The 21375-nt window shown below is 65.5% G+C and carries 18 protein-coding genes and 1 pseudogene; 7 read left to right on the top strand and 12 right to left on the bottom strand.

Annotated elements, in window-relative coordinates; genetic code table 11:
• Window positions 1-57 precede the first annotated feature (57 nt).
• The 7 genes from ACVWYP_RS10230 to ACVWYP_RS10200 form a co-directional block, all read right to left on the bottom strand.
• Window positions 58-2184, bottom strand: a complete 2127-nt coding sequence (locus ACVWYP_RS10230; protein WP_304498532.1) for a hybrid sensor histidine kinase/response regulator — start codon at window positions 2182-2184, stop codon at window positions 58-60.
• Between the two features lie 397 nt (window positions 2185-2581).
• Entirely contained in the window at window positions 2582-3355 is a 774-nt protein-coding gene (locus tag ACVWYP_RS10225) for a thioesterase family protein (RefSeq protein WP_028342587.1), read from the bottom strand.
• Window positions 3355-4326, bottom strand: a complete 972-nt coding sequence (locus ACVWYP_RS10220; RefSeq protein WP_304498531.1) for an NAD(P)H-dependent flavin oxidoreductase — start codon at window positions 4324-4326, stop codon at window positions 3355-3357. The genes ACVWYP_RS10225 and ACVWYP_RS10220 overlap by 1 nt, the downstream gene beginning before the upstream one ends.
• Before the next feature lie 179 nt (window positions 4327-4505).
• Window positions 4506-5099 carry a hypothetical protein gene (locus ACVWYP_RS10215; RefSeq protein ID WP_304498530.1) on the bottom strand — a complete coding sequence of 198 codons (594 nt, stop codon included), beginning with the start codon at window positions 5097-5099 and terminating at the stop codon, window positions 4506-4508.
• A gap of 54 nt (window positions 5100-5153) precedes the next feature.
• Window positions 5154-5735, bottom strand: coding sequence for a YqaA family protein (locus tag ACVWYP_RS10210; RefSeq protein WP_038386176.1), 582 nt, complete (start codon window positions 5733-5735; stop codon window positions 5154-5156).
• Between the two features lie 70 nt (window positions 5736-5805).
• Window positions 5806-6201 (bottom strand): phosphoribosyl-ATP diphosphatase, encoded by a 396-nt coding sequence (hisE, locus tag ACVWYP_RS10205; RefSeq protein WP_028342591.1) that lies wholly within the window; start codon window positions 6199-6201, stop codon window positions 5806-5808.
• Window positions 6202-6319: 118 nt separating this feature from the next.
• Window positions 6320-6754, bottom strand: a complete 435-nt coding sequence (locus ACVWYP_RS10200; RefSeq protein WP_253604604.1) for a hypothetical protein — start codon at window positions 6752-6754, stop codon at window positions 6320-6322.
• A 265-nt stretch (window positions 6755-7019) separates the two neighbouring features.
• On the opposite strand from ACVWYP_RS10200, the gene ACVWYP_RS10195 reads away from it, so the two are divergent.
• The 6 genes and pseudogenes from ACVWYP_RS10195 to ACVWYP_RS10170 all read left to right on the top strand — a co-directional run bounded on the left by ACVWYP_RS10195 (window position 7020) and on the right by ACVWYP_RS10170 (window position 14938).
• Window positions 7020-8075, top strand: a complete 1056-nt coding sequence (locus ACVWYP_RS10195) for an ABC transporter substrate-binding protein (protein ID WP_304500214.1) — start codon at window positions 7020-7022, stop codon at window positions 8073-8075.
• A gap of 298 nt (window positions 8076-8373) precedes the next feature.
• A complete protein-coding gene (locus ACVWYP_RS10190; protein WP_304498529.1) occupies window positions 8374-10152 on the top strand; it encodes a glucan ABC transporter ATP-binding protein/ permease in 1779 nt (592 codons plus the stop codon).
• A 203-nt stretch (window positions 10153-10355) separates the two neighbouring features.
• Window positions 10356-11802, top strand: a pseudogene (locus ACVWYP_RS10185) (D-alanyl-D-alanine carboxypeptidase family protein).
• A gap of 176 nt (window positions 11803-11978) precedes the next feature.
• Window positions 11979-13661, top strand: coding sequence for a long-chain fatty acid--CoA ligase (locus ACVWYP_RS10180; protein ID WP_304498528.1), 1683 nt, complete (start codon window positions 11979-11981; stop codon window positions 13659-13661).
• A 22-nt stretch (window positions 13662-13683) separates the two neighbouring features.
• Window positions 13684-14241, top strand: a complete 558-nt coding sequence (locus ACVWYP_RS10175) for a DUF924 family protein (protein WP_456684101.1) — start codon at window positions 13684-13686, stop codon at window positions 14239-14241.
• A 211-nt stretch (window positions 14242-14452) separates the two neighbouring features.
• Window positions 14453-14938, top strand: coding sequence for a peroxiredoxin (locus tag ACVWYP_RS10170; protein ID WP_028342598.1), 486 nt, complete (start codon window positions 14453-14455; stop codon window positions 14936-14938).
• Window positions 14939-15208: 270 nt separating this feature from the next.
• Here the strand turns inward: ACVWYP_RS10170 and rnhA are convergent, their stop codons facing one another.
• Genes rnhA through ispH form a run of 3 tightly spaced genes read right to left on the bottom strand, consistent with a single transcriptional unit; the run spans window position 15209 to window position 17618 of the window.
• Window positions 15209-15661 carry a ribonuclease HI gene (gene rnhA, locus ACVWYP_RS10165; RefSeq protein ID WP_028342599.1) on the bottom strand — a complete coding sequence of 151 codons (453 nt, stop codon included), beginning with the start codon at window positions 15659-15661 and terminating at the stop codon, window positions 15209-15211.
• A complete protein-coding gene (locus ACVWYP_RS10160; RefSeq protein ID WP_304498526.1) occupies window positions 15658-16638 on the bottom strand; it encodes a homoserine kinase in 981 nt (326 codons plus the stop codon). The genes rnhA and ACVWYP_RS10160 overlap by 4 nt, the downstream gene beginning before the upstream one ends.
• A gap of 5 nt (window positions 16639-16643) precedes the next feature.
• Window positions 16644-17618 (bottom strand): 4-hydroxy-3-methylbut-2-enyl diphosphate reductase, encoded by a 975-nt coding sequence (gene ispH, locus ACVWYP_RS10155; RefSeq protein WP_304498525.1) that lies wholly within the window; start codon window positions 17616-17618, stop codon window positions 16644-16646.
• Window positions 17619-17870: 252 nt separating this feature from the next.
• On the opposite strand from ispH, the gene ACVWYP_RS10150 reads away from it, so the two are divergent.
• Window positions 17871-18569 (top strand): DUF1013 domain-containing protein, encoded by a 699-nt coding sequence (locus ACVWYP_RS10150; RefSeq protein WP_018269648.1) that lies wholly within the window; start codon window positions 17871-17873, stop codon window positions 18567-18569.
• A 109-nt stretch (window positions 18570-18678) separates the two neighbouring features.
• Here the strand turns inward: ACVWYP_RS10150 and ACVWYP_RS10145 are convergent, their stop codons facing one another.
• A complete protein-coding gene (locus tag ACVWYP_RS10145) occupies window positions 18679-18951 on the bottom strand; it encodes a hypothetical protein (RefSeq protein WP_075969207.1) in 273 nt (90 codons plus the stop codon).
• Between the two features lie 367 nt (window positions 18952-19318).
• A complete protein-coding gene (locus ACVWYP_RS10140) occupies window positions 19319-21226 on the bottom strand; it encodes a propionyl-CoA synthetase (RefSeq protein ID WP_304498524.1) in 1908 nt (635 codons plus the stop codon).
• Window positions 21227-21375 lie beyond the last annotated feature (149 nt).

The following is a 21375-nucleotide window of genomic DNA, read 5'->3' as shown; positions in this document are numbered from 1 at the left end:
TCTCTGCTTGCGGCACCAGCCGGGCCGGCGCCCTTCGAGGCTCGCTCCGCTCGCACCTCAGGGTGACGGGGAGAGAGTGGAAGGCGCGGCAAGATCGTCAGTGCCGGTTGCGGCCGCACGCTGCTGCATCCCCTGCCCGAGCAACCGATCGAGCCGGTCGCGCAGTTGATCCTGGTGGTAGGGCTTGGCCAGCCGCGGCAGGTCGACCTGGGTGCCGTCGGGCAGTTCGGCATAGCCGGTGGCGAGCAGGACCAGGAGCTGCGGCCGCACCTTGCGCGAAGCCGCGACGAGTTCGATGCCGGTCATGCCGGGCATCACGTGATCGGTCATCATCAGGTCGATCTCCTGGTCGCTCCTGAGGATCTCGAGCGCCTGCGGTCCGGAATTGACGCCGATCACGCGGTGACCGAGGTCCTCCAGCATTTCCATGGTGGACATCGCGATCAACGGATCATCGTCAACCAGCAGGATCACCGCCGAGCGCTTGATCGTCTGCGCCGCAGGCGCCGGGCTCTCGACTTCCGGCACCGCCGTTGCAATCGGCAGCACCAGCGCAGCCGTGGTGCCCTCGCCGACCGCGCTCGACAGCTGCAGCTCGCCGCCGAGCTGCACGGCGAGCCCATGCACCATCGACAGGCCGAGCCCGGTGCCCTTGCCCACCGGCTTCGACGAGAAGAACGGCTCGATCGCGCGCTTCAGCACATCCGGCGACATGCCGGTGCCGCTGTCGATCACCGAGAGCTTCAAATAGTCGCCAGGCTGCAGCGTCGGATCATTCTTCGCCTGCCAGGCCGCGAGGCGGATCTCGATCACGCCGCCATCCGGCATCGCGTCGCGTGCATTGATCGCAAGGTTGAGGACCGCAAGCTCAAGCTGGTTGCTGTCGACGCAGGCCAGCGGCAGCCCCTCCGGAATGTCGAGCCGCAGCATGATGCGCGGTCCGAGCGAGCGCTCGAGCAGATTGCTCATATCGCGCACCAGCGCGCCGAGATCGACCGGCACCGCGCGCAGATCCTGCTGCCGCGCGAATGCCAGCAGCCGCTGCGTCAACGACGCGCCGCGCTCGGCGCCCTGCAATGCGCCGTCGACCAGGCGACGCAGGCGCGGATCCTCCGGCATGCGCTTGCGCAGCAGATCGAGATTGCCCATCACCGCCATCAGCAGATTGTTGAAGTCGTGCGCGACGCCGCCGGTCAGCTGGCCGATCGCCTCCATCTTCTGCGCATGGCGGAGCTGTTCCTGCGCCCGCTCGCGCGCGGCGACCTCCTTCATCAGGTCGGCGGTGCGCTGCTCGACCCGCTGCTCCAGCGTCGCGGTGAGTTCGGCAAGCGCGGTGCGCTCGGCGGCAAGCTGCGCCAGCAATGCCTCGCGTTCGATCTCCGCGGTCTTGCGCGCGGTGATGTCGGAGCAGACGCCGACCAACGAGCGGAGGACGCCGTCGGGCCGCCGCACCGCACGGGCGCGGACATCAACCCAGTGCTCGGTGCCGTCGGGCCAGATGTTGCGGTATTCGATCCGATAATCCGAGCCGGTGCGCAACGTTTGTTCGACGATCTCGCTCCGGCGGGCGCGGTCGTCGGGATGCACCGCGTCCAAGAGATCCTGATAGGTGAAGGGATCGCCCGGCCTGCGCCCGAAATAGGTCTTGCAGGTCGGCGACGCCTCGAGCTCGAAATCCGGCAGATGGAGCTCGAGCGCGCCGAGATGACCGGCATTGAGCGCAGTCTGCAGCAGACCTTCGCTCTCGGTCAGATCCTCGAGGATCTGGCGGGTCTGGTATTGACGGCGGCGGCCGCGCACTGTCGCGGCGACCAGGCTTACCAGCGTGGTCGGATGAAACGGCCGCTCGATGAAGGTGACATTGCCGAGCGCCCGGCCGAGCCGCGCGGCTTCGGGATTGCGCTCGGATCCCCCCTTCTCGCTGATCAGCACGATAGGAAAGTCCGACCATGACGGCTGCTCGTTCAACCAGTGCGTCAGGCCGGCGAGATCGGCGGCCCTGATCACCTCGTCGGCAATGATGGCAAGGCCCGCCCCGTTCGCGATCTGGCGCTCGAGCTCGGCGAGGTCACCGCAGATGTTGGCGTAATAGCCGGCTTCCTTGATCAGGTGGGCAGTCTTGACGGCGTCCCGCTCGCTCGCGGCGAGGATGACCGCGCGTTCCGAGGACGGACCAGGCTTCATCGCGTCTGTCCCTGCGGCGGCCGGCCGTCGACACCGGCCGGCACATCACACAACCGCCGGACGGCCATGGCCACGATGCCGGCGGCGGGATCAATACGCATCATGGGACCCCCTAACGGGAGCGAAACTCGCACGTGCCGCCAACCGTTCCCGGGAAGCGGAGTTATTTTTGCCGCAGGGGCAGTCGCTTGGCGCTCCCGCACTGCGAATCGGTGAAACAACCCCATGCACCGTAGACGTGACTGGAGTTCGCCTTCCCCCTGAAAGGGGGAAGGTCGGGATGGGGGTCAGCCCCAGGCGATGCTGCAAGTGGAGAGAGCTGATCCCCACCCGCTTTGCTCTGGCGAGCAAAGCGACCTCCCCTTTTCAAGGGGAGGTCGAAGAAGCGTAGCGCGTCCTAGCGCCGCTCGATGACCAGGCTCTGGACCGCCTGGCCGAAATAGCCGCGCTGATCGGCGAGCCGCGACATTGCAAGCCCGGCGCCGTCGGACCCGATCCAGGACTGGCCATCGAGCAGGATCCAGTCGCCGACCGGCTCGCGCGCGAGACTCACCGAGAGATCGGCGTTGATGAAGGTCCATTGGCTGAAATCGAGCGCCGGCGAGGTGCCGTTGGAGAAATCCGAGGCAACCACTGCCCGCATCGCCTGCGAGACGGCGGCGCCCGCAATCAGCGGGCGGTCGACGCGGAACCAGATCGCGCCGGGTCCCACCACGCCGAAGCGGCCGCGCGCGGCCCGCATCGAGATGCATTTCACGAACGGACTGTTCGCAAGGTTGCCCGGCTCGATCATACTTTCGTCGGGGCCCGGCAGATCGACGGCGAGCGCGGCGACGTCAGGCGGCAGCTCGGCCGCCTGCTGCTTGATCTTCAGCACGCTGGCCGAAACGACCACGACACCGTCGGCGAGCAGCCTGACGCCGCAGAGCTGGATCTTGCGGCCGTCGCGCAGGATCTCGCTCGAGACCGTCAGCGGCGCGACCGGCACCGGGCGCATCAGGTCGATGGTGACGCGCGCGATCCGCATCGGCACCGGCGTCGGAAGGGCCTCGGCCGCCCACACCACCAGCGCCGCCGGCGCGGAGCCATGCTGCATCCGCGGGTCCCAGGGACCCGCGGCATCCGGACTGGTGACGACGCGGTCGCCGTCGACGCGAAAAATCGGCTCCATCAGGCAAGCGCCGGATCGACCGCGTCTTCATACTCTTTCCTGAACCGGGCGATCAGCTCGGCTGCGGGCACCACCTTGGAGATGCTGCCGACGCCCTGGCCCGAGCCCCAGATCTCCTTCCAGGCCTTCGGCTTGGCGCGCTCGCCGGACGCATCGGTGCCGAAGCTCATCTTCGAGGGATCGGAGGTCGGCAGGTTTTCCGGATCCATGCCGGCCGCAACGATCGACGGCTTCAAATAATTGCCGTGCACGCCGGTGAACAGGTTGGAGTAGACGATGTCCTCGGCGGACGAATTGGTGATCATGCTCTTGTAGTCCTCGACCGCGTTTGCCTCTCTGGTCGCGATGAAGGCGGAGCCGATATAGGCGAAGTCGGCACCGATGATGCGCGCCGCGCGAATGGCGCGGCCGTTGGCAATCGTACCCGAGAGCGCAATGGGCCCGTCGAACCATTGCCGCGTCTCCGACACGAACGGGAACGGCGACAGCGTACCGGCATGACCGCCAGCGCCGGCCGCAACCAGGATCAGGCCGTCGGCGCCTTTCTCGATCGCCTTGTGTGCGAACTTCTGGTTGATCACGTCGTGGAACACGATGCCGCCCCAGCCATGGACCGCCTGGTTGAGCTCCTCGCGCGCGCCGAGCGAGGAGATGATCATCGGCACCTTGTGCTTCTCGCAAAGCGCCATGTCGTGATCGAGCCGGTTGTTCGACTTGTGCACGATCTGGTTCACCGCGAACGGCGCCGACGGCCGCTCCGGATGCGCCTTGTCATAGGCGGCGAGCTCTTCCTTGATCCGATACAGCCATTCGTCGAGCAGCTCCGGCGGCCGCGCGTTCAACGCCGGAAACGAGCCGACCACGCCGGCCTTGCACTGCGCGATAACGAGGTCGGGCACGGAGATGATGAACAGCGGCGCCCCGATCACGGGAAGAGACAGGCGGCCCTTGAACAGAGCAGGCATGGACATTGGAAGCGGATCCTCAAGCGTTGGTCGTTGGTTGGTCTCGAATGCTGATCGTCATACCAACAAGGCAATCTTTCCAGTGTCAAGGATTGCGTTTTGGCGCTGCAAAAGGATGACAAATCCTCATCCTGAAACCGTGTTTTCGCAGGCGCCTGGCATCCCAGACACAAGCCTGGCCGCCGCTATTGGCAGACGGCCCGTGTCACGAAATTTTCCGTCCTGCAGTCGTTCGGGCCGCGCTTGTGGCCCGGCAGATAGACCAGCGGCGAGCATTTCTCGGAGGCGTCGGTATCGATGCCCTTGCCTTCCCGAAACCCCTTGCTCTGGCACAGCCGGTCGGCGCCGATCTTGCAGTCCGGCGCACCGTTCGAGGCCACCACGCAGGCCGCGCGTCCGGTCACCACCGTCGAGGGGCGCGCGATGTTCGACAGGTCGTTGATGGTCTCGCCGGGGCTGTTCAGCGGCGGCAACGCCGATTTCGACTTCTCGAACAGCTTTCCGATTTCGTTGATCAGCCCGGGATTCTCGCGCTCGACCGGCGCCAGCGGCAACTCGATCTGCTGCTGCTGAGGCGGGACCGGCTGCTGCGCCGGCGACTGCACGCCAAGCGTCGGCGGTGCTGTCTGGGCCCAGCTGTGGTCGAGGGTCGTCAGTGTCACCGACAGCGCAAGACCCGATAGCACAAGACCCGCCAGCGCAATGCGCGCCTTTGCACGCGTCAGCCTGACGAGCGTGAGCCCGGCAGGATTGAGCAGGTCCGCGATTCCATCAGCCATCGCGGCAAGCGTAACCCGAAGCCGCGCGCGGGCAAAGCCGCAAGCGGTCCGTCGCTAGATCAGCTTGAATGCGACGACAAAGCCCAGCACCAGCACGATCGCGCCGATCGCGACCCACAGGCCGAGCCGCTTCTCGAGCTCGGCGCGGATGAAATCGCCATAGCGGTTGAGCAACACCGCAACGAAGAAGAAGCGGCCGCCGCGCGCGACGATCGAGCACAGGATGAACAGCCAGATGTTGTAGCCGGCAAAGCCCGAGGTGATCGTCACGAGCTTGTAGGGGATCGGCGTCAGTCCCTTCAGCAGGATGATCACGGCACCCCATTCGGCGTAGGAGGCGCGGAACGCGTCGACCTTGTCGGAGAGGCCGTAGAGATGGATCAGCCATTGCCCGAGCGAGTCATAGAGCAGCGCGCCGATCGCGTAGCCGAGCACGCCGCCGGCGACCGACGCTGCCGTGCAGACCGCGGCGAACCACCACGCCCGCTTCGGCCGCGCCAGCGACATCGGCAGCAGCATGATGTCGGGGGGGATCGGAAAGAAGGAGCTCTCGGCGAAGGCGACGGCCGCGAGAATCCACAGCGCATAGGGCTTGTCGGCCGCCTCGACGCACCAGTCGTAAGTCCGTTTCAACATGGGCGCGATGAACCATCATGGAGCGGATTTGTCCATGGCGGGATTGAGCTGAATTTTTGTTGATTTACGGCTACCGTTTGCGCAGCCGGTTCTCCAGCGCAACAATTCGGCGCCGAACCACCGGGACCGGCGCCGGTTTGGGCAGCTTGACCGGCGACTTCGGCAGCTTCTCGGCGATCCCGAGCAGCCGTTCGCGCCGCTCCATCTCGCGCCAGACATCCTCCGGCTTCACGCCGGCCGACGCCCAGAGAACGGCGAGGTTGTAGAACAGGTCGGCGCTTTCGCGAATGACGGCATCCGACTTGCCGCTGACGGCGTCGATCACGACTTCGATCGCTTCCTCGGCGAGCTTCTTGGCCATCTTGGCCGGCCCGCGCTGGAACAGCCGTGCCGTGCGCGACGTAGCCGGATCAAGATCCTTGGCCGCGATCACCGCCTGGTAAAGCCGCTCGATCGAATCACTCATGCTTCGAGCCTAGTCGAAACGCGTCGCCAGCGTGTTAACGGCGACGACGAAAAAATCCACCGGCCCGCGGCCGGTGGATCGGTTGCTTTGTGACAGTTCCGAGAACCGCCGACGGCGGTCAGTACGGCTGATACGGCAGTTGCGACCGCCGCCCGTAATAGCCGCGGTAACCATAGTACGGTCCGCCGCCGTAATAGACCGGGCCGCCACCATAGTAGACGGGACCACCGTAGTAGCCCGGGCCACCATAGTAGCCGTAGGAGTCGTAATAGTCGCGGCGGCTCTGGGCAGCGGCGATCGCGAGGCCCGTGCCGACGATCCCGGCGAACGCAGCCGCAGCGGCCGCGCCACCACCGCCATAGTAGCGACGGCGGGCACTGATGTCGGTCGCGCCGCTCGTGCCTTGTGACGTCGTCACAGCGGTCACCTTGCCTGTCTGAGCAGAGCCTGCGAACGCCATCGTCGGCTCGACGGCCGTCAACGCCACCGCGGCAACCGTTGCCAATGTGGCTGCGCGGCCAATGGACGAAAAAACACCTTTTCGCGCAAACATTGCAGTCATCCTTTGTGGAAGCCGGCCCGACGGGCCTTGGTTAGCTAACCCACTGCCTCCAGATTAGGTTCCCCAAACCGAATGCAAGCTGAACGACCTGAGGTGAAAACATGGCAAGCCGAAGCTTGGCAGTCATCGGCCGTTCACCTTGCCTGGGGCAAAATGCCTGCAAATAACGCTTGAAATTGACGCTTGCTCTGGCGCATTCGATGTCATGAAGCAGGCGCGCCGGCGCGGCACTTTGTCTCGCCTCCCGGATGTCATGATGCAGGTAAGTCGGACCACCGTTCTCCGCTGGATATTGGCCGGCATGATCGGCCTCGCGGGGGGCGTGTGGCCGGCGTTGACGCCGCTGCGCGCCAGCGATCTGCCGCCGCCGATCACCATCCAGTTCACGCTCGACCGTCCGCTTGATGCCGCCGCAGCGCCATTCGTGATGGCGTCGACCGGAGGCCTGTTCAGCGCCGAGGGCCTTGCGGTCGGCACCAACGTCGCGACCAGCTCGGCGGATGCCATCGCGCGTGTCGCCGACGGCTCGAGCGATTTCGCCCTCGTCGACATCAACTCGCTGATCCGCTTTCGCGACAAGCCTGGCGCGGCCCCCGTCAAGGCGGTGTTCGTGCTGTTCAACCAGGCGCCTTATGCGATCATCGCGCGCAAGAGCCGCGGCATCCGGACATTGACCGACATGCAGGGCAAGAGCCTCGGCGTCGCCGACGGCGACCTCTCGATCCGGCTGTGGCCCGCGGTCGCGAAGCAGAACGGCATCAAGCTGTCGAGCGTGAAGCAGAGCACGATCAGCGCCGCGGTGCGCGAGCCGATGCTCTCCGCCGGCCAGGTCGATGCCGTCACCGGCTTCTCCTATCTCTCGGCGATCAATTTGCGCGATCGCGGCGTGCCCGCCGACGATCTCGCGGTGCTGCGCTTCGCCGACTATGGCTGCGAGGCCTACGGCTTTGCCGTGATCGTCAGCCCGCACCTTGCCGCCGCGAAGCCGGATGCGGTGAAAGGGTTCGTGCGCGCGGCGATCGGCGGCACCAACCTCGCGGTCAAGGATCCGGCCCGCGCTGCCGGCGAGGTCGCGAGCCGGATGGATGGCGGCTCGCGCGATCTGGAGCTGGAGCGGCTGAACGCCATCATCCGCGACAACATCCTGACCAGCGAGGTGAAGCGCGACGGCATCGGCGGCATCGAGGCGGAGCGCTTCGAGCGCTCGGTCGACCAGCTCGCTGAGGACTTCAAATTCCAGAAGCGGCCGCACGCCGCCGACATCTTCGACGAGGCTTTCCTGCCGCCGATCGACAGCCGTCTGGTGAATTGAGAGCATGCGAATGCACGACTGACGAGCGGCACCAACACTCAGTGTCGTCCTGGCGAAAGCCAGGACCCATTACCCCAACCGTTTGTTGTTGCGCGACGCTGGGGCCACTATCCCGCTCTCAATCAAATTCGGTGGCTATGGGTCCTGGCTTTCGCCAGGACGACGGCGTAGGGAGCCGCTCGCCACAATCACCCTCACCCTGAGCATGACGCGCTGTCACCGCTGGCCCTGCATCGCGAACCCTGATTAGATTGCATCCCGCCTGATCGGGCGCCCACCGCTGACGAGTGCCGCCGGCATGTCCATGCTTCGCCTCTATACCCGCGTCCTCGAACTGCTCGGCAAGGAGGCGCGGCTCGGCTGGATCCTGGCCATTGCCAACGTGCTGCTCGCCAGCGCGCAATTCGCCGAGCCGGTGCTGTTCGGCAAGATCGTCGACGTGCTGTCGGGCCGGCCGGTCACCGGACTGTTCGCGACCTCCTCGGCATGGCCGTTGCTCGTCGCCTGGGCGGCGTTCGGCCTGTTCACGATCGGCTGCAGCGCGATCGTCGCGCTGCAGGCCGACCGGCTGGCGCACCGCCAGCGCCAGGCGGTGCTGACCGATTATTTCGAGCACATCCTGCAGCTGCCGCTGACCTTCCATTCCGGCACCCATTCCGGGCGGCTGATGAAGGTGATGCTCAACGGCACCGACGCGCTGTGGCGGCTCTGGCTCGGCTTCTTCCGCGAGCATTTCGCCGCGATCATGTCGCTGATCGTGCTGTTGCCGCTTTCGCTCTACATCAACTGGCGGCTGGCGGTCCTGCTGTTCGGGCTCTGCGTCGTGTTCACCGTGCTGACCACGCTGGTGGTGCGCAAGACCTACGGCATGCAGAGTGAGGTCGAGGCCTATTACAGCGATCTCTCGACGCGCGCTTCGGACGCGCTCGGCAATGTCGCGCTGGTGCAGAGCTTCGTGCGGATCGATTCCGAGGTGCAGGGCCTGCGCTACGTCGCCGACAAGCTGCTCGCGGTGCAGATGCCCGTGCTGTCATGGTGGGCACTGGTCACCGTGATCACGCGCGCCTCGACCACGATCACGGTGCTCGCGATCTTCACCGTCGGCATCGCGCTGCATAACCAGGACCTCACCACGGTCGGCGAGATCGTGATGTTCGTCTCGTTCGCCACCATGCTGATCCAGAAGCTCGAGCAGGTGGTCAGCTTCATCAACAACGTGTTCATGGAAGCGCCGCGCCTGCAGGAGTTCTTCGACGTGCTCGACGCGGTGCCGGCGGTGCGCGACCGGCCCGGCGCGGTCGATCCCGGACGGCTGTCCGGCCTCGTCGAGTTCGACGACGTCTCGTTCTCCTATGACGGCAAGCGGCCGGCGATCGAGGATCTCAGCTTCACCGCCTTGCCGGGCCAGACCATCGCGCTGGTCGGCTCGACCGGCGCCGGCAAATCCACCGCGATCGCGCTGCTGCATCGCGCGTTCGATCCGCAATCGGGCATCATCAGGATCGACGGTATGGACATACGCGCGCTGAAGCTGACGGCGCTGCGGCGAAACATCGGCGTGGTGTTCCAGGAGGCGCTGCTGTTCAACCGCTCGCTCGCCGACAATCTGCGCGTCGGCAAGCCCGACGCGACCGATGAGGAGCTGCGCACCGCCGCGGCGCGCGCGCAGGCGCTGGATTTCATCGAGCGCAGCGAAAAGAAGTTCGATACCCATGCCGGCGAGCGCGGCCGTATGCTGTCGGGCGGCGAACGCCAGCGGCTGTCGATCGCGCGTGCGCTGCTGAAGGATCCGCCGATCCTGATCCTCGACGAGGCCACCAGCGCCCTCGACGCCGTCACCGAGGCCAAGGTGAATGCCGCTCTCGACGAAGTGATGAAGGGCCGTACGACCTTCGTGATCGCGCACCGCCTGTCCACCATCCGCCACGCCACCCGCATCCTGCTGTTCGACCAGGGGCGGGTGATCGAAAGCGGAACTTTCGATGAACTGGTGGCGAAAGGCGGGCGTTTCGCCGAGCTGGCGCGGGCCCAGTTCATGGTCCAGGAACAGGCGCGCGCCGGCATCGAGACACCATAATTCCCGCCTTTCCAATTGAGGCGGCTGCCGAAATTCAGCCGATTTCGTCCACGATATAATTCCCCGGCCTCTGTTCTCTGCTGGCAAGCCGGTATAGGGTTTGCATCGCCGCAATGCGGCGCCGGACACGCTTGAAACCCGTACGTCACAATCGCAAGACCTCCTTTTTTCAAGGCGGGTCTCAAAGGACCGGAACCGGATTCGTGCACCTTCCTCGCCCGTCATTGAAATGGATTCTGGCCGTCGCGATGCTCGCCGTCGCCGCGCCGCAAATGGCGCAAGCCGAGGCGCTGCTGGTTGTCGAGGCCGATTCCGGAAAGGTGCTGCAGGCCGACAATGCGACGATGCCGTGGTACCCGGCTTCGCTCAGCAAGATGATGACGGCCTATGTGACGCTGAAGGCGGTCAAGGACGGCCGCGTCTCGCTTGACACGCTGCTCACGGTGTCGCCGACGGCGTCGTCGCAGTCGCCATCGAAGATGGGCTTCCGGCCCGGCACCCAGGTCACCGTCGACAACGCGCTGAAGATGATGCTGGTGAAGTCGGCCAACGACATGGCCGTGGTGCTGGCCGAGGGCATCGGCGGTTCGATCGACGGCTTTGCCGGGATGATGAACCAGACCGCGCAAAGGCTCGGCATGACGCAAACGAGCTACGTCAATCCGAACGGCCTGCCCGCCGACGGCCAGATCACCTCGGCGCGCGACATGGCGATCCTCGCTCGCGCCATCATCCGCGACCTGCCGGAGTACGAGTATTTCGTCCACATCCCGTCGATCCGCTTCGGCCGCCGCATCACCCAGAACTTCAACAAGCTGATCGGCCGCTATCCCGGCGCCGACGGCTTCAAGACCGGCTTCATCTGCGCCTCCGGCTACAATCTCGTGGCGTCGGCGACGCGTGACGGCAAGCGGCTGATCGCCGTGGTGCTCGGCGCCTCCTCGGGCCGCATGCGCGCGATCCGCGCCGCGCAGCTCCTGGACCGCGGCTTTGCCAACAATGGGATGGCGTGGCTGCGGCCCTCGCTCGGCACCGTCGACAATCTGGTGCCGATCGATTCCACGCCGCCGAACCTGCGCGAGGAGATGTGCGGTCCCAAGCACAAGCGGCCCGCCAGCGACGAGGACGCCGAAGACACCGTCGCCAGCGCCGGAAGCTCCAGCACCAATGGCGACGGCGGCGTCAGCTTCTTCGCCTCGGGCCTGCAGGCTGCGATGCCGACCAAGCCGGCCGACATGCTGGCGCAGCCGGCGGCGGCGTCCGAACCGGTCGTGGTTTATACGGGGCCGACCAAGACCGGGGCTGCGTTGATCGCCGCGGTCGAGGCCGACAGCGAGAAGATGCAGCCGGTCAAGCGCGCCAAGGGGCAAGCACAGCCGCGTCGCGGGCAAGAAGCCCGATGCGGCCGATGACGCGAAGGCCGACGCCAAGAGCGCCTCCAAGTCGGACAACAAGCCGGCGGCCAAGCCCGTGCGTCACGCCAACGCCAAGCCGGATGCCGCAGGTGCGAAGCCGGCCGCGGACAAGCCCGCCGCCGCAAAGCCTGCCGGCAAGCCGGCGGCGGCAAAGCCGGCTGCCAAGCCCAAGACTGCCGCCGACAAACCCAAGGCTGCCGACAAGCCGAAAGCCGACGCCAAGCCGGCCGGCTAGCGGAGCGCCCGACCGTCATTTCCGACCGTCATTTCCTCCAATGCGTCGATAACGCGCAGCGGCTTGCCATTGGCCGCGGCATCGCTCAATACTGCCTGAAATAACGCGGCCAAAGGTCGGAAAACCCGGAAGCAATCCGGGACATCAGCCAAATTTGAGAGAGGGGATTGACCATCATGGAGCGCATCTGGCTCAAGCATTATCCGGCCGGCGTGCCCGCCGATATCGACGTCACGCAATATTCGTCGCTGGTCGAACTGCTCGAAGAGAGCTTCAAGAAATTCGCCGATCGCAAGGCGTTCATCTGCATGGACAAGGCGATCACCTATCGCGAGCTCGACGAGATGTCGGCGGCGCTCGGCGCCTACCTGCAGAGCAAGGGCCTGCAGAGGGGCGCGCGGGTCGCGCTGATGATGCCGAACGTGCTGCAATACCCGGTCGCGACCGCCGCCGTGCTGCGCGCCGGCTTTGCCGTGGTCAACGTCAATCCGCTCTACACCCCGCGCGAGCTCGAGCACCAGCTGAAGGATTCCGGCGCGGAGGCGATCATCGTGCTGGAGAACTTTGCCACCACCGTACAGAAGGTGCTGCCCAACACCGCGGTCAAGCACGTCATCGTCGGCAGCATGGGCGACCTGCTCGGCCTCAAGGGCGTGATCGTCAATCTGGTGGTGCGCCGGGTGAAGAAGATGGTGCCGGCCTGGTCGATCCCCGGCGCCGTCGGCTTCAACGAGGCGCTGTCAGCCGGCCGCGGCCTGAAGCTCAACAAGCCCGCGCTGACGCTCGATGATGTCGCCTTCCTGCAATATACCGGCGGCACCACCGGCGTCTCCAAGGGCGCCACCCTGCTCCACCGCAACATCCTGGCCAACGTGCTGCAGAACGACGCCTGGCTGCAGCCGGCGCTGGCGAAGCCGCCGATCGTCGAACAGATGGTCATCGTCTGCGCGCTGCCGCTCTATCACGTCTTCGCGCTCACCGCCTGCTATCTGCTGGGCATGCGGGCCGGCGGCACCAATCTGCTGATTCCGAATCCGCGCGACATGGCGGGCTTCGTCAAGGAGCTGTCGAAGTACCAGGTCAGCTTCTTCCCGGCGGTCAACACCCTCTACAATGGCCTGCTGAACACGCCCGGATTCGACAAGCTCGACTTCTCCAAGCTGAAGATCGCCAACGGCGGCGGCATGGCGACGCAAAGGCCGGTCGCCGAGAAATGGTTGAAGGTCACGGGCATCTCGTTGTCGGAAGGCTATGGCCTGTCGGAGACGTCGCCGACCCTGACATGCAATCCTGCGACGATCGAGGAGTTCTCCGGGACGATCGGCCTTCCCGTCCCCTCGACCTGGCTCTCGATCCGCGACGATGACGGCAATGAGTTGCCGATCGGCGAGGCCGGCGAAATCTGCGCCAAGGGCCCGCAGGTGATGGCGGGCTACTGGAACAGGCCGGACGAGACCGCGCGCGTGATGACCGCGGACGGTTATTTCCGCACCGGCGACATCGGCGTGATGGACGAGAAGGGCTACACCAAGATCGTCGATCGCAAGAAGGACATGATCCTGGTCTCCGGCTTCAACGTCTATCCGAACGAGATCGAGGAAGTGATCGCAAGCCATCCGGGCGTGCTCGAATGCGCCGTGATCGGGGTGCCCGATGCGAAGTCCGGCGAAGCGGTGAAGGCCTTCGTGGTCAAGAAGGACCCGAACGTCACCGCCGAGGACATCATCAAGTTCAGCGCCACCCAGCTCACCGCCTACAAGGTGCCGAAGCAGATCGAGTTCAGGACCGACCTGCCGAAGACCAATGTCGGCAAGATCCTGCGCCGCGAATTGCGCGACGAGAAGAAGGCCGCGGCTTAAGGCGTGAGTGGACTGACGTTCGATGTCTGACGCAAGCCTCGCGACGCCGGCTGACGTGCTTGGCTTCTGGCGGAATGCCGGCCGCGACCGCTGGTACAAGCACGACGACGCCTTCGATGCCGAGATCCGCAGCCGCTTCCTCGCCACCTGGCAGAAAGCGGCTGCCGGCGAATTGTCGTCGTGGGAGGCCAGCGACGACGGTGCGCTGGCGCTGACCATCGTGCTCGACCAGTTTCCGCGAAACCTGTTTCGAGGCGACGCCAGGACCTTTTCAAGCGATGTGCTGGCGCGTGACGTGGCAAGGCGCGCCATCGACCGCGGCGTCGATGCGCGGACAGACCCCGTGCTGCGCGAATTCCTCTATCTGCCGTTCGAGCATTCGGAGGACCTCGCCGACCAGCAGCGCTGCGTGACGCTGTTCCGGCAATATGACTGCCATCCCCACAACCTGAAATACGCCGAGGACCACGCCGATATCATCCGCCGGTTCGGCCGCTTCCCGCACCGGAATCGCGTGCTGGGCCGGCAGACCACGGCCGAGGAGAAGGCCTTTCTCGGCGCCGGCGGGTTTTCCGGCTGATGACGGAACGGTGACCAGAGCCTTTTTCCGTTCCGATTGAATCGGAACGGGGCTCTAGATTCTTGTTTTGACGCGTTTTCTTCACGCGAACCGGTATCCACTTCGCTCGAAAACGCTTTGGCCTCCGGCATTGCCGTTCTTCGGCGAGCCCGTATTGTGCCGTGCTGTAGCCGGGTTTAAGACAGTTCCGCTTCACCGAGGGAGAACAACGATGACGATCAATGTTGGCGACAAGCTGCCGGAAGCCAAGTTTCGCGTGATGACCGCCGAGGGTCCGCAGGTCAAAACCACCGACGATATTTTCAAGGGCAAGAAGGTCGCCCTGTTCGCCGTGCCCGGCGCCTACACCGGCACCTGCCACAAGATGCATCTGCCGAGCATCTTCCTCAACGCCTATGCCCTGAAGAACAAGGGCGTCGACACCATCGCGATCGTTTCGGTCAACGACGCCTTCGTGATGAACGCGTGGAAGCGCGACACCGACCAGCGCGACGAAGCCGTCTTCCTCGCCGACGGCAATGCCGACTTCGCCAAGGCGATCGGCATGGAGCTCGACGCCTCCGGCAACGGCCTCGGCATCCGCTCCAAGCGCTACTCGATGCTGGTCGAGGACGGCGTGGTGAAGAAGCTCAACCTCGAGCCCGCCCCGGGCAAGGTCGAGGTCTCCGGCGGCGACACGCTGCTCGGGCAGCTCTGAGCCGACGCTTTCGCCGCAAACATAGCTGTCGTCGCCCGGCTCGACCGGGCGACCCAGTACGCCGCGGCCTCTCGTTTCAATCACCACCGTCTCTGGAATACTGGATCGCCCGCTTTCGCGGGCGATGACAGTTTTAGGCATGGTGATCGCCGGGGTCGCGGCTTCGTAGGATGGGTAGAGCGCAGCGAAACCCATCGACTTCGTGCCATGCATTGAGATGATGGGTTTCGCTTCGCTCTACCCATCCTACGCAGCCGACTCGCTGCGGCCCTAACTCTTCAACCTCGCCATCGCCACGCCCTCACGCGCCAGCTCGTCGGCGCGTTCGTTCTCGGCGTGGCCGGCGTGGCCCTTGATCCAGTGCCAGCGCACCTCATGCGGCTTCAGCGCGGCATCGAGGCGTTGCCATAGTTCGACATTCTTGACCGGCTTCTTGTCGGCGGTGCGCCAGCCGTTGCGCTTCCAGCCATGGATCCAGCCGGTGATGCCCTGGCGGACATACTGGCTGTCGGTGGTGAGATCGACCACACAGGGCTTCTTCAGCGCTTCCAGCGCCGAGATCGCCGCCATCAGCTCCATGCGGTTGTTGGTGGTATGCGGCTCGCCGCCCTTCAATTCCTTCTCGACCTCGCCGAACCTGAGGATCGCGCCCCAGCCGCCCGGCCCCGGATTTCCGGAGCAGGCACCATCGGTGAAGACAATCACATGCGGCTTGTCGCTCACGCCGCGCACCCGGCCGGCGTGATGCCGTAATCGCGCAGGCTCGCGACGTTCTGCTGGAAGCGCAACTTGCGGACATATTCCAGCGGGTCCTTCGGCTGCACCAGCGCGCCTTCGGGCACGTTGAGGAAATCGACCAGCCGCGTCAGCAGGAAGCGCATCGCGGCACCGCGCGCGAGCAGCGGCAGCGCGGCCTCTTCCGCCGCCGACAGCGGGCGCTCGCGGCCATAGGCGTTGAGCAATGCGCGCGCCTTGGTGACGTTGAAGGAATGGTCCGGCTCGAAGCACCAGGCGTTGAGGCAGATCGCGACGTCGTAGGCCAGGATGTCGTTGCAGGCGAACGGGAAGTCGATCAGGCCCGAGAGCTTGTCGCCCAGAAAAAAGACGTTGTCGGGAAACAGGTCGGCATGGATCACGCCGACCGGCAGATCCGCCGGCCACGAGGCTTCGAGGTGATCGAGCTCACGCGCGATGAAGTCGTGCAGGCCCGGCTGCACGCTGTCGGCCCGCGCGGCGGCGAGATCGAACAGCGGCCGCCAGCCGGCGACCGACAGCGGATTGTTGCGGACCAGCGGGAAATCGCGGCCGCCAACGTGCATTTTGGCCAGCGCCTCGCCGACGCCGGAGCAATGCGCCACGTTCGGCCGCCGCGGCCACACGCCCTCGAGGAAGTTGATGATCGCCGCGGGCCGGCCGGCGAGCCGGCTAGTGACCTCGTCCTTGCGGTTGCGCGCCGGCTGCGGGCACGACACGCCGCGCTCGGCGAGATGCGCCATCAGCGACAGGAAATACGGCAGGTCGTCCTCCGCCACGCGCTTCTCATAGAGCGTGAGGATGTAGGCGCCCTGGCTGGTGTGCAGCAGGAAGTTCGAATTCTCGACGCCCTCGGCGATGCCCTTGTAGGAAAGCAATTCGCCGATGTCGTAGCTTTTGAGGAATTCCGCGAGGTCTTCGGCGGCAACGTCGGTGTAGACCGCCATATGGTCTATTCCGCCGCGGCAGCGTCGGGCCGCAGCGAACGCGGCAGCGGGAAGAACTCGTTCTCTTCCGCGGCCGAGACCGTCTCCACGTGCAGTTCGTAGCGCTCGGCGAAGGCGCCCATGATCTCCTCGACGATCACCTCCGGCGCCGATGCGCCCGCGGTGATGCCGAGGCTCCTGATGCCTTCGAACCTGCCCCAGTCGATGTCGCTGGCGCGCTGGGCGAGCACGGCGATCGGGCAGCCCTCGCGCTCGGCGACTTCGCGCAGGCGCTGCGAGTTCGACGAGTTCGGCGCGCCGACCACGATCAGGGCGTCGACCACCGGCGCCACCTTCTTCACCGCAAGCTGGCGGTTGGTGGTCGCGTAGCAGATGTCTTCCTTGTGCGGACCGTTGACGTTCGGGAAGCGCTGCTTGAGCAGCGCCACGATCTCCGCGGTGTCGTCGATCGACAGCGTGGTCTGGGTCACGAAGGCGAGGTTGTCGGGGTCCTTCGGGACGAAGGTCTTGGCGTCCTCGGCGGTTTCGATCAGGGTCACGGCGCCGGCCGGCAGCTGGCCCAAGGTGCCGACCACCTCAGGGTGGTGGGAATGTCCGATCAGCAGGATCTCGCGGCCGCGCTTGAAATGGATCGCCGCCTCGCGGTGGACCTTGGTCACCAGCGGACAGGTCGCGTCCAGCGAGAAGAAATTGCGGGATTTCGCCTCGGCGGGAACCGACTTCGGAACGCCGTGGGCCGAAAACACCACCGGCGCGTCGGTATTGTCGGGGATTTCGGCCAATTCCTCGACGAAAATGGCGCCTTTGGTCTTCAGGCTGTCGACCACGTACTTGTTATGGACGATTTCGTGCCGGACATAGACCGGCGCGCCATAAATGGTGAGGGCACGTTCGACCGTATCGATGGCGCGGACCACCCCGGCACAGAAGCCGCGGGGGGAACAAAGCACGATTCTAAGGTCGGGTTTTTTCGCTGACATGGGGCTGTCTTGGGGCTGTCTTGGGGCTGTCTCGGAGCAATCTCGGGACCGAATCACCCCTCGCCGGCGGGGCGGGGAACGGCCAGTTACGGTAAGGACTTGGGACTGCTTTCGGGCGCTGTCAAGGCGATTTTGCTGGGCCATTGCGCCATTCCCCCCGGAGGGCTTATATAGGCGCCATAATTCCCGTCATCGCCGATGACTACCAGCTTCGCCTCGACAGAGGTGGGCGAAGCACAAAGGAGATTTGCCATGAGCAACGCACCGCTGATGCCGAAGGCGACTGCCGTGTGGTTGGTCGACAATACCGCCCTGACCTTCGATCAGGTGGCCGATTTTACCAAAATGCACCCCCTCGAGGTCCGCGCCATCGCCGACGGCGACGCCGCCCAGGGCATCAAGGGCATGGACCCGATTTCCAACGGCCAGCTGACCCGCGAGGAGATCGAGCGGGGCGAGCGCGACCAGAACTACCGCCTCAAGCTCCAGGAGAGCAAGGTGGTGCTGCCCTCCGCCGCCAAGAAGAAGGGCCCGCGCTACACCCCCGTGTCGCGCCGCCATGAGCGGCCGAGCGCGATCCTCTGGCTGGTGCGCAACCATCCCGAGCTGAAGGACGCCCAGATCATGCGCCTGGTCGGCACCACCAAGACCACGATCGCCAGCGTGCGCGACCGCACCCACTGGAACGCCTCGACCCTGACCCCGATGGACCCGGTCACGCTCGGCCTGTGCTCGCAGATCGAGCTCGATTTCGAGGTGCAGCGCGCCGCCAAGGAGAAGCCGACCACCACCGTCTATGGCGGCGCCACGCTGCTGCCGGCCTCCGAGACCACGCGCAAGGACGAGCTGGACGACCAGCCGATCGAGCGCCACGACGATCTCAACGTCGACGCGGTGTTCGCCAAGCTGAAGACGATCGGCGGCAAGAAGCCCGACGACGAGGAAGAGTAAGCGCGGATCGCGCAACCCGAAGAGCAGAACACGAAACGCGGCAGGGCAACCTGCCGCGTTTTTGCTTGGAAGCGCATGCGATGGGCGTGACGGCGCCCATCGGCGCGGCTCAGTGCCGGTCCGGATTGTTCATCATGTATTCGCCGAGATCGCGCTGCCGCCGATCGGTGCGGGCCTCGGCGTTCTGGCGCTGCACGTCGCGGTTCTTGCGGCAGGCGACATAATCAGGCGAGCCGACCGCCACCTTGCCGCCGGCCTGGCAGTACTGATCGTCGTCGCCCATGCTCTCCGCGATCGGCGATCGGCCGCGCTCGAGACAGCCCGCCAAAAGCGGCAGGGCGAGCAGCAAGGCGAGAGGCGCGCGTGCGGAAATGGATCGCATCCGTGGGTCCGTATCTCGTGGCATATGACAGGGAAGGCCGGGATGACCCGGCAATCCATCAAAATCAAGGCCGTTTTGCTTCCGATGGGTTTCGCGGGTGCGCGGCCGGATTGCGCTATGGGTGCCCTCATCGTCCATCGCGCCCGGGGCCACCCCTCTCCCCAGCCCTCCCCCGCAAGGGGGGAGGGAGCCTGACGAGCGCGCTCACCTCACGTAACGCAGCGCAAACTGTTTGCCGGCCAGCTCGTCTTACGTGATGGAGCCACCGGCGGACGGGTTCCCTCCCCCCTTGCGGGGGAGGGTTAGGGAGAAGGGTGCCACACGACATGCTGTCTCAACAGCGAGCCAGCAACACGACGACGAGCTACTACGCCTTCCCCTTCAGCGCCTCGCCGATTTCGTCGAGCACTTTCGGGTCCTCGATCGTCGCCGGCATGGTCCAGGGCTCGCCGTCGGCGATCTTCTTGATGGTGCCGCGCAGGATTTTGCCGGAGCGGGTCTTCGGCAGCCGCGCCACCGTGATCGCGAGCTTGAACGCGGCGACCGGCCCGAGCTTGTCGCGCACCAGCGCCACGACGTCCTTCTCGACCTCGGCGGGCGCTTTGGTCACGCCGGCCTTCAGCACCAGGAAGCCGCACGGCACCTCGCCCTTGATCGCGTCCTTGACGCCGAGCACGGCGCATTCGGCGACGTCGGGATGCGAGGCGAGGATCTCCTCCATGCCGCCGGTCGACAGCCGGTGGCCGGCGACATTGATGATGTCGTCTGTGCGGCCCATCACCCAGACATAGCCGTCCGCATCCTTGTAGCCGGCATCCGAGGTCTTGTAGTAGCCGGGGAATTCCGAGAGATAGGCGTCCCTGAAGCGATCGTCCTGCTGCCACAGCGTCGGCAGGCAGCCCGGCGGCATCGGCAGCTTGATCACGATCGAGCCCATCGTGCCCGCCGCGACCGGCTTTGCCGCCTCGTCGACGATGTCGACCTGATAGCCCGGCATCGGCACCGTCGGCGAGCCGTGCTTGACCGGCAGCTGGCCGAGCCCGACCGGATTGCCGGCGATGCACCAGCCGGTCTCGGTCTGCCACCAGTGGTCGATGACCGGCACCTTCAGCTGCTGCTCCGCCCACTCCACCGTCGGCGGATCGGCGCGCTCGCCGGCGAGGAACAGGGTGCGGAAGCTCGAGAGATCGTAATTCCGGATGAACTTGCCCTCGGGGTCTTCCTTCTTGATCGCGCGGAACGCGGTCGGCGCGGTGAAGAAGGCGACTGCCTTGTGCTCGCTGATCACGCGCCAGAACGCGCCGGCATCCGGCGTGCCGACCGGCTTGCCCTCATACATGATGGTGGTCGCGCCGTGAATCAGCGGGCCGTAGACAATGTAGGAATGGCCGACCACCCAGCCGATGTCCGAGCCGCACCACCAGATCTCGCCGGGCTTCACGCCGTAGAGATTGTGCATCGACCATTTCAGCGCGACGAGATGACCGCCATTGTCGCGCACCACGCCCTTCGGGATTCCGGTCGTGCCTGACGTGTAGAGGATGTAGAGCGGATCGGTGGCGGCTACCGGCACGCACGGCGCGGCCTTGCCGGCGTCGAACGCGGCCTGGCGCAGCGTCGCCCAGTCATGGTCGCGGCCCGCGGTGAGCTCGCAAGCCTGCTGCGGCCGTTGCAGGATGATGCAGGTCTCGGGCTTGCTGCCGGCGAGGCGGATCGCCTCGTCGAGCAGCGGCTTGTATTGCACGATGCGCCCGGGCTCGATGCCGCAGCTTGCAGAGAAGATCAGCTTCGGCTTGGCGTCGTCGATGCGGGTCGCAAGCTCCTTGGCCGCGAAGCCGCCGAACACCACGCTGTGCACCGCGCCGATCCGCGCGCAGGCGAGCATCGCGACGACGGCCTCCGGCACCATCGGCATATAGAGGATGACGCGATCGCCCTTGGTGACGCCGAAATCCTGCATCACCGCGGCCAGCGTCTGCACCTCCTCCAACAATTCGGAATAGGTGAACTTGGTGATCGTGTTGGTGAGCGGCGAATCGTGGATCAGCGCGACCTGGCCGGCGCGGCCGCCGGCGACATGGCGGTCCAGCGCGTTGTAGCAGGTGTTGACCACGGCGCCGGCGAACCAGCGCCCATAGGCGCCCACGGAGGGATCGAAGATCTTCTTGGCCGGCTCGATCCAGTCGATCTCGCGCGCCGCTTCCGCCCAAAAGCCCTCGGGGTCCCGAAGCGAGCGGGCATACACCTCATGATACCGGCTCTGCTGGATATTCATCGCGTTTCTCCCTCGCGCGGTCGCGCGTCATTTGCCGACCATTGTCACGGGAAGTGGCGCCGTTTCAAGCCGAAATGACCGCGACCTTCGGCCGGTCGGAGCAAAGCGTTTTCGAGAGAAGTGGGTACCGGTTCGCGTGAAGAAAACGC

The organism is Bradyrhizobium sp. USDA 3262 (genome assembly GCF_054060035.1).
The sequence above is the reverse complement of the archived record's forward strand: the minus strand, read 5'-3'. Positions and strand labels throughout refer to the sequence as shown.